Annotated in this window: 12 protein-coding genes and 1 pseudogene; 6 read left to right on the forward strand and 7 right to left on the reverse strand. The window is 69.8% G+C overall.

Annotated features, from left to right (window positions below):
• Nucleotides 1-8: 8 nt before the first annotated feature.
• From AC3IPY_RS01040 to AC3IPY_RS01050, 3 genes are read right to left on the reverse strand one after another with little or no spacing between them, the layout of a single operon-like run.
• Nucleotides 9-1,178 carry a winged helix DNA-binding domain-containing protein gene (locus tag AC3IPY_RS01040; RefSeq protein WP_489186141.1) on the reverse strand — a complete coding sequence of 390 codons (1,170 nt, stop codon included), beginning with the start codon at nucleotides 1,176-1,178 and terminating at the stop codon, nucleotides 9-11.
• 53 nt (nucleotides 1,179-1,231) lie between these two features.
• Entirely contained in the window at nucleotides 1,232-2,053 is an 822-nt protein-coding gene (locus AC3IPY_RS01045; RefSeq protein WP_489186142.1) for an ABC transporter permease, read from the reverse strand.
• A gap of 4 nt (nucleotides 2,054-2,057) precedes the next feature.
• Entirely contained in the window at nucleotides 2,058-3,119 is a 1,062-nt protein-coding gene (locus AC3IPY_RS01050) for an ATP-binding cassette domain-containing protein (protein ID WP_489186143.1), read from the reverse strand.
• Nucleotides 3,120-3,516: 397 nt separating this feature from the next.
• Here AC3IPY_RS01050 and AC3IPY_RS01055 point away from each other — a divergent pair, with 397 nt between their 5' ends.
• Nucleotides 3,517-5,883, forward strand: a complete 2,367-nt coding sequence (locus AC3IPY_RS01055) for a sulfatase-like hydrolase/transferase (RefSeq protein ID WP_489186144.1) — start codon at nucleotides 3,517-3,519, stop codon at nucleotides 5,881-5,883.
• Nucleotides 5,884-6,260: 377 nt separating this feature from the next.
• Here the strand turns inward: AC3IPY_RS01055 and AC3IPY_RS01060 are convergent, their stop codons facing one another.
• Nucleotides 6,261-6,389: a hypothetical protein gene (locus AC3IPY_RS01060; protein ID WP_489188442.1), complete on the reverse strand. Its 129-nt coding sequence runs from the start codon at nucleotides 6,387-6,389 to the stop codon at nucleotides 6,261-6,263.
• Here AC3IPY_RS01060 and AC3IPY_RS01065 point away from each other — a divergent pair.
• From AC3IPY_RS01065 to AC3IPY_RS01080, 4 genes are all read left to right on the forward strand, one after another.
• The gene (locus AC3IPY_RS01065) at nucleotides 6,334-6,690 is read left to right on the forward strand and encodes a SulP family inorganic anion transporter (RefSeq protein ID WP_489188288.1); all 357 of its coding nucleotides are present in this window, start codon (nucleotides 6,334-6,336) and stop codon (nucleotides 6,688-6,690) included. The genes AC3IPY_RS01060 and AC3IPY_RS01065 overlap by 56 nt on opposite strands.
• Nucleotides 6,573-6,866 (forward strand): STAS domain-containing protein, encoded by a 294-nt coding sequence (locus AC3IPY_RS01070; RefSeq protein WP_489186145.1) that lies wholly within the window; start codon nucleotides 6,573-6,575, stop codon nucleotides 6,864-6,866. Before AC3IPY_RS01065 ends, AC3IPY_RS01070 begins: the two co-directional genes overlap by 118 nt.
• A gap of 208 nt (nucleotides 6,867-7,074) precedes the next feature.
• Nucleotides 7,075-7,851, forward strand: coding sequence for an HAD family hydrolase (locus AC3IPY_RS01075; RefSeq protein ID WP_489186146.1), 777 nt, complete (start codon nucleotides 7,075-7,077; stop codon nucleotides 7,849-7,851).
• A 48-nt stretch (nucleotides 7,852-7,899) separates the two neighbouring features.
• A complete protein-coding gene (locus tag AC3IPY_RS01080) occupies nucleotides 7,900-8,544 on the forward strand; it encodes a hypothetical protein (protein WP_489186147.1) in 645 nt (214 codons plus the stop codon).
• Between the two features lie 21 nt (nucleotides 8,545-8,565).
• On the opposite strand, the pseudogene AC3IPY_RS01085 reads toward AC3IPY_RS01080, so the two are convergent.
• The 3 genes and pseudogenes from AC3IPY_RS01085 to AC3IPY_RS01095 all read right to left on the reverse strand — a co-directional run.
• A pseudogene (locus tag AC3IPY_RS01085) lies at nucleotides 8,566-9,454 on the reverse strand (IS5 family transposase); the annotation flags it as partial.
• Between the two features lie 46 nt (nucleotides 9,455-9,500).
• On the reverse strand, nucleotides 9,501-10,274 hold the full coding sequence (locus tag AC3IPY_RS01090) for an isocitrate lyase/PEP mutase family protein (RefSeq protein WP_489186148.1): 774 nt from the start codon (nucleotides 10,272-10,274) through the stop codon (nucleotides 9,501-9,503).
• Nucleotides 10,275-10,365: 91 nt separating this feature from the next.
• Nucleotides 10,366-11,610, reverse strand: coding sequence for a cysteine desulfurase-like protein (locus AC3IPY_RS01095; RefSeq protein WP_489186149.1), 1,245 nt, complete (start codon nucleotides 11,608-11,610; stop codon nucleotides 10,366-10,368).
• 90 nt (nucleotides 11,611-11,700) lie between these two features.
• Here AC3IPY_RS01095 and AC3IPY_RS01100 point away from each other — a divergent pair, with 90 nt between their 5' ends.
• Nucleotides 11,701-13,209: an LssY C-terminal domain-containing protein gene (locus AC3IPY_RS01100; RefSeq protein ID WP_489186150.1), complete on the forward strand. Its 1,509-nt coding sequence runs from the start codon at nucleotides 11,701-11,703 to the stop codon at nucleotides 13,207-13,209.
• Nucleotides 13,210-13,213 lie beyond the last annotated feature (4 nt).

A 13,213-nucleotide genomic window follows, 5' to 3' on the forward strand; every position in this document is an offset into this window, starting at 1 on the left:
CGTACTCCTCAGCCCGGCGTCGTCTCGGGCTCCACGGCGATCGCGACGTCGGTGCCGAGGAACCGCGAGAGTTCGGCGACGGATGCCTCGAGCCCGTGCTGCTCGGCCGCCGTGAACGCGCGCCACGGAACGATCCGCACCGTGGGAGCGCCCGACGCGAGGGGCGGCGCCCACCGCCCGACCATGACCCCGTCGATCATGAGCGCGTGCAGCGGGAACTCGGCGTGCAGCCCGTCGTCGCCCGGCCGGTGCAGGTACGCGCGGGGCGGCGCGTAGCCCATGATGTACTCGTCGTACGCCTGCAGCAGGTCGACCCGCGGCGACACATGGGAGGCGGGCGACGCCGAGGACGCACGCGACGTGCCGGGCGGCGCACCCGATGCCGCCTCGAGCGCACGCTCCTCGACGAGGTGGTCGACGCCGTCGACGTCGACCGTCGTGATGGGCCGGCCCGCGGCATCCGCTCGCTCGACCGCTTCGGCGAATGTGCGCCGCACGTCGGTGAGCGTGAACCCCGACCACGAGGCGAAGTCGCGGTCGGTCGCCGGTCCGCGTGAGGCGAGGTATCGGGTGGCGAGTTCGACGAGCGCGTCGGTGCGATCGCGTGGCTGCGACGGCGGGACTCGCTCGTCGAACGCCGCGTACGTGCGCTGCCTTCCGGCGTTCGCTCCGCTGATGACGAGGCGCTCGAGCTCGGCGAGCATGAGCACGTAGCCGAGCGGCACGCCGGTGGAGGGCAGGTCCTCGGCCGCGAGCGCCGTCGCCAGCTCGGCACGCGTGCGATGCCCGTCGGCGACCGACGCGGCGACGACGTCGAGGGCGCGGGCCGCGACCTCGCCCTCGACGCCGGTGACGCGGTACATCGACCCGTTCGCACGGTGCACGCGCTCGGCCGAGAGCTCGAGCAGCCAGCGGGCGTCGTCGGGGTGCAGGAAGTGCCAGGTCGGCCGCAGCACATGCGTGCGGAGGATGCGGCCCTCGTCGAGGTCGGCCAGCGTGCTCGAGGCATCCGGTCGGAACGCGGGCGGGACGCGCTGCGCGAGGCCCCACTGCGCGGGCAGGAACTCCTGCGCCTGCACGGCGCCGAAGCGTCGCACCGACTCGGCGGCCGAGGCATCGGGCGGGTGCCGCAGCCCCTGCACGTGCAGCCGCAGGTCGCGCAGCGTCGCGAGGTCCATCGCTACCTGGGCTCCGTGGTCACCGAGGCTCCGTGGTCACCGAAGATCGGGGACTACGAGACGTCCCGACGCCAGGTCGTCGCGCCGCCGATGAGGGTCGTGACCACGCCGATGCCGAGCAGCACGAGGCCGCCCTGCCACCACTCGAGCATGGTCGCCGAGGTGCCGACCGAGGCCACGCTGTAGAACGACGCGCCGACGAGGGCGTCGCTCGCCGCTCCGGGCAGGAACTGGCCGATCTTCGCCGTGACGTCGTTGAGCGAGGCGGCCAGGCGCAGGATCGGCTCCACGAACTGCGTGAACGCGATGACGATGACGATCGCCGCGACCTGGTTCGGCACGAGCGAGCCGAGGCCGACGCCGATCGTGCCCCAGAGCGCCATGGCCAGCACGCCGCGCCCGATCATGGCCCAGGTGTCGGAGGAGTCGAGCGCGGTGTCGATGCCGAACGCGGAGAGCGCGCCGGCGCCCGCACCGACCGACGTGGCGAACGCGGCGATGCCGAGGCCGGCGCCGAAGAGCAGCTGCGAGAGGAACTTCGCGCTCAGCACGGTCGCGCGCTGCGGCTCGGCGAGGAACGTCGGCGTGAGCGTCTTGTGCCGGAACTCCGTGGTGACCGCGAGCGCGCCGAAGAGCACCGGGAACACGTAGCCGATCGAGGAGGCGAAGCTGTAGACGAGCGGCGCCAGCCCCGCGGTCGGCAGCGGCGTCGAGGAGGCGCCGGCCGCGGCATCCGGATTGTCGGTTGCCCAGCCGAGGAACGCGCCGAACCCGCCCGCGAGGAACGCGACGTACGCGACGAGCAGCACCGTGAGCAGCCACCACATGCGAGTGGTGAAGACCTTCTGGAACTCGGAACCGAGTGCGCGGATCATGCCATCACTCCTTGGTTCCGTCGGCGGGTGCGGGCGGGGCGTCGGGCAGGTCGGGGGCGTCCGGTTCGTCTGGGGCCTCGGGCGAAGCGGATGCCTCGGGCTCGGCGCCTGCCGTCTCGGCGACCTCGGGCGCGTCGCCGCCGGTGACCGGCTCGGGCGCGAGCTCGACGTGGTCGACCTCGCCGTTGACGAGTGCGAGGAAGGACTCCTCGAGGCCGGACTTGAGGCGGTGCAGCGCCTTCAGCTCGACGCCGCCGACGAAGGCGGCGTGGCCGACGAGGCCCGGATCGGGCTCGGCGACGATGAAGCCGTTGCGGCCCTCGGAGTACTCGAGGCCCGCCTGCGCGAGGGCGGCGGCGAGCTTCGGGCGGTCGGGGGAGTCGGCGATGGTGCGCGGCGCGGACTCGAGCTCGAGGCTCGAGAGCGTGCCCGTCTTCGCCAGCCGGCCGCGGGAGATGATCACGACGTCGTCGACGCTCTGCTGCACCTCGCTCAGCAGGTGCGAGCTCACGAGCACGGTGCGTCCGTCTTGGGCCAGGCGCTGCAGGAACAGGCGGATCCACTTGATGCCCTCGGGGTCGAGGCCGTTGATCGGCTCGTCGAGCACGAACACGGCCGGGTCGCCGAGCAGCGTGAAGGCGAGCGCGAGACGCTGGCGCATGCCGAGCGAGAAGCCGCCGACGCGACGGTCCGCGAACTCGCTGAGGCCGACCTGCTCGAGCACGATCGGCACCCGCGACGACGGGATGCCCGCCGCGGTCGCCGTGACCTTGAGGTGGTTGCGCGCCGTTCGGCCCGGGTGGAAGCTCGCGTCGAGGGCGGCGCCGACGGTCTCGAGCGGCCGTTTCAGTGCGTGGTACGGCGTGCCGCCGAACGTGGCGGTGCCGCTCGAGGCCTTGACGAGCCCGAGCAGCACGCGCAGCGTCGTCGTCTTTCCGGCGCCGTTCGGGCCGAGGAATCCCGTGACCCTGCCGGGCTGCACGGTGAAGCTGAGGTTCTCGACCGCGGTGACGCTGCCGAAATGCTTGCTGAGCCCCGTGATCTCGATGGGGATGCCGCTGTTCATGCGCTCTCCTCGTCTGCGGGGGCGACCGGGCCGCACACGACCGCACCCCCGCACGGCCGGGCGACTGATCGCCACACGCTCACCCTAGCGAGGGAGGTTGGCACGGGGCATCCGTCGCGCGGGGGATTCGCGAGATCGCGCCTAGGGCGTGTCTGACAAACGCCACGTCGGTTTGCGCGGGCGTGACCACGATCTGATTCTCGCCGTGTCGGTCCAAGACGATGATGCCGTCCCGGTCGGCGCATCGATGGTTCGTACTCCGTCCACGCTGGCTTCGGCTGCCTCAGGCCGGCGATCGCGGTGCGTGCCGAACACGCTCTCCTGATGTGACCCTCGCGGTATCGGGCTCTCCGGGAGTAGGTTGCCGATCAGCAACGTCCAAACTGGGGGAACCACAATGAAACCTGACCGTCACGCCCGCACGATGCTTCCGATTCCCGACCGGCCGGCGCCGGGTCTGACGACCTACGACGCCAAGGATCCCGACACGGCGTATCCGCCGATCGAGCCGCTGCTCCCGCCCGAGGGCGCGCCGAACGTGCTGATCGTGCTGCTCGACGATGTGGGGTTCGGCGCGTCGAGCGCCTTCGGCGGCCCATGCAACACCCCGAACGCCGAGAAGCTCGCCGCGGGCGGCCTGAAGTACAACCGCTTCCACACGACCGCCCTGTGCGCGCCGACGCGAGCGGCGATGCTCAGCGGTCGCAACCATCACTCGGTCGGCATGGGCAGCATCACCGAGACGGCTACCTCGGCACCGGGCAACAGCTCGCTGAAGCCGAACACGAAGGCGCCGCTTGCGATGACGCTGAAGCTGAACGGGTACTCGACGGCGCAGTTCGGCAAGTGCCATGAGGTTCCGGTGTGGCAGTCGTCGCCGATGGGGCCGTTCGACGCCTGGCCGTCTGGCGGTGGCGGGTTCGAGACGTTCTACGGCTTCATCGGCGGGGAGAACAACCAGTGGGAGCCCGCGCTCTACAACGGCACGACGCCGGTCGAGCCTCCGGCGACGGCCGAGGAGGGCTACCACCTCACCGAGGACCTCGCCGATCACGCGGTCAGCTGGATCCGGACGCAGAAGGCGCTGATGCCCGAGAAGCCGTTCTTCGTGTACTTCGCACCGGGCGCGACGCATGCGCCGCACCACGTGCCCAAGGAGTGGGCAGACAAGTACGCCGGCAAGTTCGCCGACGGCTGGGACGCGCAGCGCGAGAAGACGTTCGCGCGGCAGAAGGAGCTCGGGGCCATTCCGGCCGACGCCGAGCTGACCCCGCGGCACGACGAAATCCCCGCGTGGGACGACATGCCCGCCGAGCTCAAGCCCGTGCTCGAGCGGCAAATGGAGGTGTACGCAGGGTTCCTGGAGCACACCGACCACCACGTCGGGCGCGTGATCGACGCGATCGAAGACCTCGGGGTGCTCGACAACACGATCATCTACTACATCATCGGCGACAACGGGGCGTCGGCCGAGGGCACTGTGAACGGCGCCTTCAACGAGATGGCCAACTTCAACGGCATGGCCGCGCTCGAGACGCCCGAATTCATGCTCTCGAAGCTCGACGAGCTCGGGTCGCCGAGCTCGTACAACCACTACGCGGTCGGATGGGCGTGGGCGATGGATGCCCCGTTCCAGTGGACCAAGCAGGTCGCCTCGCACTGGGGCGGCACCCGCAACGGCACGATCGTGCACTGGCCGAACGGCATCACGGAGCAAGGCGGACTGCGCTCACAGTTCACCCACTGCATCGATGTGGCGCCCACGATCCTCGAGGCGGCGGGGCTGCCAGAGCCCACGATGGTCAACGGAGTGCAGCAGTCGCCCATCGAGGGCACGAGCATGCTGTACACGTTCGATGACGCCGGCGCCGCCGAACGCCACGACCTGCAGTACTTCGAGATGTTCGGCAACCGCGGCGTCTACTACAAGGGCTGGAGCGCGGTGACCAAGCACCGCACCCCCTGGGTCATGGTCGGCGGCACGATGGTCGCGTTCGACGACGACGTGTGGGAGCTCTACGACGGCAGCACCGATTTCAGCCAGGCCCGCGACCTCTCGGCCGAGCAGCCCGACCGCTTGCACGAACTGCAACGGCTCTGGCTGATCGAGGCGGTCAAGTACAACGTGCTCCCGATCGACGACCGCACTGCCGACCGCCTCAACGCCGACATCGCGGGCCGGCCGACCCTCATTCACGGGAACTCCCAGTTGTTCTTCGCCGGGATGGGCCGGCTCTCCGAGAACAGCGTCGTGAGCATCAAGAACAAGTCGTTCTCGGTCACCGCTGAGGTCGAGGTGCCCGAGGGCGGCGCTGAGGGCGTGATCATCGCCCAGGGCGGCCGGTTCGGCGGATGGAGCGTCTACGTCACTGGGGGCAAGGCGAAGTTCGTCTACAACGTGCTCGGCATCCAGGAGTTCGCGACCGAGGCCGACACGGCGATCCCGGCGGGCACGCACCAAGTGCGCATGGAGTTCGCGTACGACGGCGGCGGGCTCGCCAAGGGCGGGGATGTCACGCTCTACTACGACGGCACCGCCGTCGGCACGGGTCGAGTCGGTGCCACCCAGGCAATGGTCTTCTCCGCCGACGAGACCACCGACGTGGGCTACGAGTCCGGAACACCGGTCAGTCCCGACTACTCCGTCGAATCGAGCCGGTTCACCGGCAAGATCCAGTGGGTGCAGATCGATCTCGGCGACGACGATCACGACCACCTCGTCGACCCGGAAGAGCGCATGCGCATCGCCATGGCGCGGCAGTAGGGCGAAGCCGCAGGCAGGGCACGCGCCCGCCCAGGGCACGACAACGGGGGCGGATGCCGCAACGTGAAGTCGAGGCATCCGTCCCCGTTTGTTCGTTCGACGCGGGCGACGGTGAGCAGGCTGGGGATCACGGCCAGAGGAAGCTCAGGTCATCATGAAGCTTGAGAGTTGAGGTGTCGGGCGTATGGCCGCAGCCCACCCTCGTTATCACCCCTTTCGTGCGATGCCGCCGGGCGGCGAAGCCGATACGTTCCACAGCATCTCGTCGCGTTGCGATGGAGTGCGGCACCCCGTATGGCGGTGCGGGGGGTGCGTTTGGTGAGGAAGGGGGCCGAGATGTCGGTCGCTTCTCGTGTTGTTCCTCGGTGGATCCGTCACTACAAGCCGTCATGGCTGTCGGGTGATGTCATCGCCGGCATCACCCTCGCGGCGATCGCGGTGCCGGAGGTGATGGGGTACACCTCGATCGCGCAGACGCCGGTGATCACCGGCTTGTACACGATCATCTTCCCGACGCTCGTGTTCGCGCTACTCGGCTCGTCGCGGCTGCTCGTGGTCGGCGCGGATTCGGCGACTGCGGCGATCCTGGCAGCCGGACTCGCCAGTCTCGGGATCGCCAGCCTCACACCCAACTCCGCGGAGTGGGTGGCCTACACCAGCCTCGTCGCGCTCGTCTGCGGAGTCCTCTCGTGGACCGCATCCAGGAACTCATCGACACGGCGCCGACACCCGTCCGGTGGCTGGTCCTGGACTGCTCCTCGATCGGAGACATCGACTACTCGGCGAGCGTTAACCTGGAAGGGCTGATCGCCTCCCTCCACGCCGAGAAGCGGACCTTCGCACTCGCCAACGTCGACCCGACCCTGAACCACGTGCTGAAGGCCCTCAGAGTGCTCGATCACTTCGACAATGCGCACATCTACCAGACGGTCGACGACGCGGTCGAGGCCTTCCAGGCGGAGAAGGCCACATCGCATGAGTGACTTTGGGGGCGAACCGGACTTTCGCGAGGGAGACCACGACCACACCGAGCACGCGACCGCGCAGCTCACGAAACCAGATGGGGGACCAGCAATGTCAGATCAGCTTCCGAGTTGGAACGACGGTGAGGCGCGCCGCGCTGTCGAACGATTCATCGCGGACGCCGTGTCGCCGGGTGGCGGATTCATCGACCCGGCCGATCGCATCGCGGTGTTCGACAACGACGGCACGCTCTGGATCGAGCAGCCGCTTCCCGTCCAGCTCGATTTCATCTTCCGCGCGTTCGCGAAGGCCGCGATCGAGGACCCCGCACTTGCGCAGGAAGAACCGTACAAAGCGGTCCTCGCACGCGATTCGTCGTACTTCGCGGCGGTCGGACAACAGCAGCCGGACGCAATCCAGTCCCTCGAGCAGGCACTCGCGAGGACCTGGCTGGGGAAGACTCCGGCGCAGTTCGAAGCCGAGGTCGGACAGTACTTCGCCGAGCAGAAGTCCGAGCGGTTCGGCGTGCCGTACCCGGAGCTCGTGTACAAGCCGATGCTCGAACTGTTCGACCTGCTGAAGGCCAACGACTTCCGGGTGTTCGTGTGCTCAGGCGGCGGTCGGGAGTTCATGCGGGCGATCGCCGAGTCGGCGTGGAGCATCCCTCGGGAACATGTGATCGGCACCGCCCCGACGTACGAGTACAAGGATGGTCAGATCCAACGTGGTGACGCCGCGCTCGGGGGTTTGGCTCTGGGCCCCGGCAAGCCTGAGCACATCTTCGCGCACACCGGCCGCCTTCCCGCGTTCGCCGGCGGCAACGCGGATGTCGATATCGAGATGCTGGAGTCTGCGACGTTCGCAATGCTGGTCGTCCACGACGACCCCGACCGTGAGTTCGGCTACGACACCGCCGCCGAGCGGTCGGTCGCTGCTGCGAAGGACCAGGGCTGGACCATCGTCAGCATGAAGAACGACTGGAACACCGTCTTCGGCCGAGACTGAGCACGTCGCGCACGGACCCACAACCACCCACACGAGAGGATGTTCGCCATGGGCGATCTCACCGCCATCGACATCCTCGTCCTCCCGGACGAGACGATGACCGCACACGCCACATCATGGAATGCACGACTGATCCAGAGCGTTCCCGACGGCTTCAGACTCGATGCGAACCACACACCCCATTTCACACTCCTGCAGCGATACGTCAAAACGGATCACCTCGACGATGTCGCCGCCGCGGTCGAAGCGTCGCTCGCCGGCCTCTCCGTCGCGACGCTCGAGCTGTCCGCCGTCAAGATCGCGCACATGGAACTGGCTGCAGCCCCCGGAGTCGGCCTGGCCGGACTCCTCGTGAAGCCGAGCCCCGCGTTGCTCGACCTCCAGACCCAACTCATCACCGCGATCCGTCCGTTCACAGGCGAGCACGGCACAGCCGACGCCTACGTGACCACCGATGCCGAGCCCGACATCAATCAGGACACGCTGGACTACGTCGAGACCTACGTACCGGCGCACAGTGGCGAGCACTATCTTGCCCACGTCACGATCGGCGAAGGCAAACTCGACGATCTGAAGTCATTCGAGGCCGAGCCGTTTGAAGCATTCACCTTCCACCCGACGGGAATCGCGATGTTCCAACTGGGCAACAACGGCACTGCCCGCACAGAGCTCAGGCACTGGCCTCTGCCGTGACGAAGTAGCGTGTGTGCGCGGATCTGACAAATGCCGCGCCCAGGCGATGATGGCGTTCAGGACCGCGGCCGCGCGGTAGACGATGGCGAGTTTGTCGTAGCGCGTCGCGAGCCCGCGCCATTGCTTGACGTGGCAGAAGCGGCGCTCGATGACGTTGCGACCTCGATAATCGACGGGGTCGAACTGCGGGGGTCGGCCGCCTCGTGACCCGCGTCGTTTCCGATGCCCTTGCTGGTCGGCCGGCTCCGGGATGACCGCGGTGATGCCACGCGATCGCAGGAGTGCTCGGGTCGCACGTGAGGAGTATGCCTTGTCACCGCGCAGCGCGTCGGGCGTCGTGCGCGGCCGGCCCGGCCCAACCCGATCGATGCGCAGCCGCTCGAGCAGCTGGACGAGCATGGGCGAGTCGCCGGCCTGCCCGGGCGTGCACAGCACGACGAGCGGGAGCCCGTTGCCGTCGACGAGCTGGTGGATCTTCGTGGACAAGCCGCCCCGGGAGCGCCCGACCGCGTGATCAGGCGGCTCGACGGCGGGATTCGTGTAATTCGACGAAGCCCCCTGTGAGGCGTGTGATGTTCGTCGCGTGCTGGTGCGCGCGGGCGATGGTCGAGTCGACCGAGATCGACCAGTCCACCGCGCCGACAGCGTCCGCAGTCGACAGCAGACGGCCCAGGACCGTGTCCCACGTCCCGTCACCGGCCAGGCGGCGATGCCAGGTCCACACGGTCTGCCACGGCCCGAACACCTCGGGCAGATCACGCCACGCGATCCCGCACCGGTACCGGTAGATGATGCCCTCGACCATCGAGCGGGCGTCCGAGAACGGCCGCCCCTTCCGCCGCGTCGGACGAGGCAACAACTCCTCGATCAACGACCACTGAAGATCCGAAAGCAACTGAAACCGCGACACACACCAACAATCTCAGATCCACCTCGGACCATTTGTCAGACATGCCCTAGTTCAGCGGGCGGATGCCCTCGGGCAGCACGCCGCCGAGGTAGAGGTCGGTCGCGAGGTCCTGCAGGGCGCCGAGCGCGACGCGCTGTGTGGTCGGGCCGTACGAGACGCGGGCGACGCCGAGCTCCTGCAGACGTGCGGGCGCGGGCACGCCGGGCAGTCCGATGAGCGTGACCTTGAGCTCGCCGATGCCCTCGACGAGCTGCGTCACGACGTCTTCGCCGAACATGCCGGGCACGAAGACGCTCGTCGCGCCGGCGTCGAGGAAGGCGCGGCCGCGCTCGATCGCGTCGGCGACGGTGACCTCGAGCGGGCGGTCGCCGGCGCGGACGAAGGCGTCGGTGCGGGCGTTCAGGGCGAACGGCACGCCCTCGGCTTCGGCGGCTGCGACGGCGGCGCGCACGGCGGCGACGGACTCGTCGAGCGGCTTGAGCTGGTCTTCGAGGTTGGCGCCCACGACGCCCTCGCCGATCGCGCGGCGCACGGTCTCGCCCGCGTCGCCGAAGCCCGCGTCGAGGTCGGCGCTCACGGGCACGTCGACGGCACGGACGATGCGGCCGACCATGTCGAGCATGAGGTCGAGGGGGATCTGCTCGCCGTCGGGGTACCCGAAGGTCGCGGCGATGGAGTGGCCCGCGGTCGCGAGGGCGCGGGTGCCCGGCAGGGCGGCGACGGCCCTGGCGGAGACGACGTCCCACACGTTCACCACCTGGAGCAGCTCGGGTGCGGTGTGCAGGCGGACGAGTTCGGCGGCGCGTTCGGCGGTGGTCATGGTTCCAGCGTATGGCCGTTGCGAGGGACGACCGCCGCGTCACCCGGATGAGGTCCGGAAACCGCCGACCCGAGCCCGGCGGGAGCGATCCTCAGGCGAGCGCCGCGGCCAGCCCGGCGAGCAGCCGGTCGATGTCGTCGTCGTCGGTGTAGGGCGCGAGCCCGACCCGCAGTCCGCCCGCGTCGCCGAGTCCGAGCCGGCGCGACGCCTCGAGCGCGTAGAAGTCGCTGCTCGGCGCGAGCACCTTCGCCTCGGCGAGCCTCGCGGTGACGGCGGATGCCTCGTGGCCGGCGAACGTCAGCAGCAGCGTCGGGGTGCGTCGTGCCGCCCGCGAGTGCACGGTCGTTCCCGGAAGGTCGGCGATGCCGGCCTCGAGCCGTGCGAGCAGTCGGGACTCGTGCGCACGCAATGCCCGATACGAGGCCGCCAGCCGCGCGCGGCGCGAGCCCGCGGCATCCGCCTGCTCGGCGTCGATGGAGGCGATGCCGGTGCGCGACGGCGCGACGAACCCGGCGAGCACCTCGACGGCGGCGGTCACGCCCGCGAGCAGTTCGTACGGCAGCGTGCCGAACTCGAATCGCTCGGGCACGACCTTGGTCGACGGCAGCAGCTTGTCTGGCCAGATCGACTCGAGCAGGTCGGGCCGGGCGGCGAGCACGCCGCAGTGCGGGCCGAGGAACTTGTACGGCGAGCACGAGAAGAAGTCCGCCCCGAGTGAGGCGAGGTCGGGCAGCTCGTGCGCCGTGAAGTGCACGCCGTCGACGTAGACGAGCGCGCCGGCCTCGTGAGCCGCCGCCGTGATCGCCGCGACATCCGGAATCGTGCCGATGAGGTTCGACGCGGCCGTCACGGCGACGAGCCTGGTGCGCTCGGTGACGAGGCTCGCGACGGCCTCGACCGGCAGTTCACCGGTGGCCGGATCGAAGTCCGCCCAGCGCACGGTCGCCCCCACGCGATCGGCGGCCTGCACCCACGGCCGGATGTTCGCGTCGTGGTCGAGCCGGGTGACGATGACCTCGTCGCCCGGCCCCCAGTCCTTCGCGAGGTGCCGCGAGAAGTCGTAGGCGAGCTGCGTGGCGCTGCGGCCATGCACGATGCCGCGTGGATGCACGTTGACGAGGTCGCCCAGCGCGGCGCGGAACGCGTGCACCGCGGCCTCGGCGTTCCGCTCGGACGGGCCCGTCGTTCCCCGGTTCGAGAGCGGCCCGGTGAGCACGGATGCCACGGCGTCGCCGACCGCTCGCGGCGTCTGCGTTCCGCCGGGGCCGTCGAAATGCGCCCAGCCGCTCGCGAGCGAGGGGAAGGCGGATCGGATGCGCGCGACGTCGTAGCCCATGACCGTGAGCCTACGGCGAACACGCGCCCCGGCGCCGCCCCGCGGCCCGCTCGCCCCGCGGCCCGCCCGCCCCGCCGATACGATGCACTCATGAGCGGGGAGGGCTCCGAGGCATCCGGAGCGGGGGCGCCGCCGACGCCGAGCAGGCGCCGGCTCTCGCTCAACGCCCTGCTCGACGGCTTCTTCTTCGTCTACGCGGGCATCGCCGCGGTCTGGCTCGCGTGGCTGGTGTTCACGGAGTCGTTCTCGTTCGGCTGGTGGGGCATCGCGTTCTTCGTCGCCTTCTGGCTGCTGCTCGCGTACCTCGTGCTGCCGCGCCTGCACCGCATCCTCACGACGATCTACGTGCCCGACTACTTCATGGGGCGGGCGCGCACGAGCGACGGCCTGCTCGGCGACCCCGTGAACCTCGCGATCGATGGGTCGGAGGAGGCCCTGCACGCCGCGATGGTGAATGCCGGATGGACCCGGGCCGACGACATCACGCTCGCCACGAGCTGGCGCATCATCACCTCGACGGTCACGCGCCGCAGCTACGACGAGGCGCCGGTGAGCCCGCTCTTCCTCTTCGGCCGGCAGCAGGACGTCGCGTACCAGCAGGAGGTCGAGGGCAACCCGGCCAGGCGCCACCACGTGCGGTTCTGGCGCACGCCCGAGGGGTGGCTGCTGCCCGGCGGACGCCGTGTCGACTGGCTCGCGGCCGGCACCTTCGACCGCGCGGTCGGCTTCTCGCTGTTCACGCTGCAGATCACGCACAAGATCGACGCCGACACCGACGTCGAGCGCGACCACATCGTGTCGACCGTGATCGCCGCCAACCCCGACGCGCGCGTCGACGTGCTGCGGGACTTCTCGACCGGCTACCACTCCCGCAACGGCGGCGGCGACTCGATCAGGACCGACGGCGACCTGCCCGTGCTCGAGCTCGACGTCGACGGGCCGGCGGATGCCGCGGCGGGGCCGGGCCCGGACGTCGCAGCGGATGCCGCGTCGCAGTCGGGCACGGTCGCCGCGGTGGCGGTCGCGGCGAGTGCCCGAGCGGATGCCGCAGCGAGTCGGCCGCCCGGGCTGGAGCCGCGCAAGCGCGCGGCGTTCGAGTCGCCGGCGGTGCTCGCCGCCCCGGTCGAGGCGCCGCCGACGATGGCACGGCCCACGGCGACGACGCTCGGCAGCGTGCTCGTCGTGCTGCGCGCGCTCGCCGGGGTCGTGTGGCTGATCTCGCTCGCCGTCACGTGGCGGCAGGTGCTCCGCGACGACTTCGGGTTCGATCCCGCGCCGGGAAGCGATGACGACCAGGGACTCACCGTGCTGCTCGTCGTCATCGTCGCGGCCGGCGCTCTCGGCCTGCTCGTGGTCATGCTCTTCGGGCTCGCCGTCTACCGCGGCAGCAACCTGGCGCGCCTGCTCGTGATGACGTTCACCTCCATGAGCATCACGACCGCCGCGATCGACTACTTCGCGGGCGACGAGGAGATCACGATCCGCACGACGTTGCTGACCCTCGCGCTCGACATCCTCGTCATGCTCGCCCTGTCGAGCCGTGCAGCGCGCGCCTACGCCCGGCGCCCGCGCCCCCGGGCCAGCCGCACGCCCGGGTAGGCGA

The sequence above is a fragment of the Agromyces sp. GL_144 genome (assembly GCF_057834305.1).

What these genes read in the sequence shown, in the direction of transcription:
- AC3IPY_RS01040 (WP_489186141.1), bottom strand. Translation starts at nt 1,178, where the DNA reads ATGGACCTCGCGACGCTGCGCGACCTGCGGCTGCACGTGCAGGGGCTG.
- AC3IPY_RS01045 (WP_489186142.1), bottom strand. Translation starts at nt 2,053, where the DNA reads ATGATCCGCGCACTCGGTTCCGAGTTCCAGAAGGTCTTCACCACTCGC.
- AC3IPY_RS01050 (WP_489186143.1), bottom strand. Translation starts at nt 3,119, where the DNA reads ATGAACAGCGGCATCCCCATCGAGATCACGGGGCTCAGCAAGCATTTC.
- AC3IPY_RS01055 (WP_489186144.1), top strand. Translation starts at nt 3,517, where the DNA reads ATGAAACCTGACCGTCACGCCCGCACGATGCTTCCGATTCCCGACCGG.
- AC3IPY_RS01065 (WP_489188288.1), top strand. Translation starts at nt 6,334, where the DNA reads ATGGGGTACACCTCGATCGCGCAGACGCCGGTGATCACCGGCTTGTAC.
- AC3IPY_RS01060 (WP_489188442.1), bottom strand. Translation starts at nt 6,389, where the DNA reads ATGATCGTGTACAAGCCGGTGATCACCGGCGTCTGCGCGATCGAGGTG.
- AC3IPY_RS01080 (WP_489186147.1), top strand. Translation starts at nt 7,900, where the DNA reads ATGGGCGATCTCACCGCCATCGACATCCTCGTCCTCCCGGACGAGACG.
- AC3IPY_RS01090 (WP_489186148.1), bottom strand. Translation starts at nt 10,274, where the DNA reads ATGACCACCGCCGAACGCGCCGCCGAACTCGTCCGCCTGCACACCGCA.
- AC3IPY_RS01095 (WP_489186149.1), bottom strand. Translation starts at nt 11,610, where the DNA reads ATGGGCTACGACGTCGCGCGCATCCGATCCGCCTTCCCCTCGCTCGCG.
- AC3IPY_RS01100 (WP_489186150.1), top strand. Translation starts at nt 11,701, where the DNA reads ATGAGCGGGGAGGGCTCCGAGGCATCCGGAGCGGGGGCGCCGCCGACG.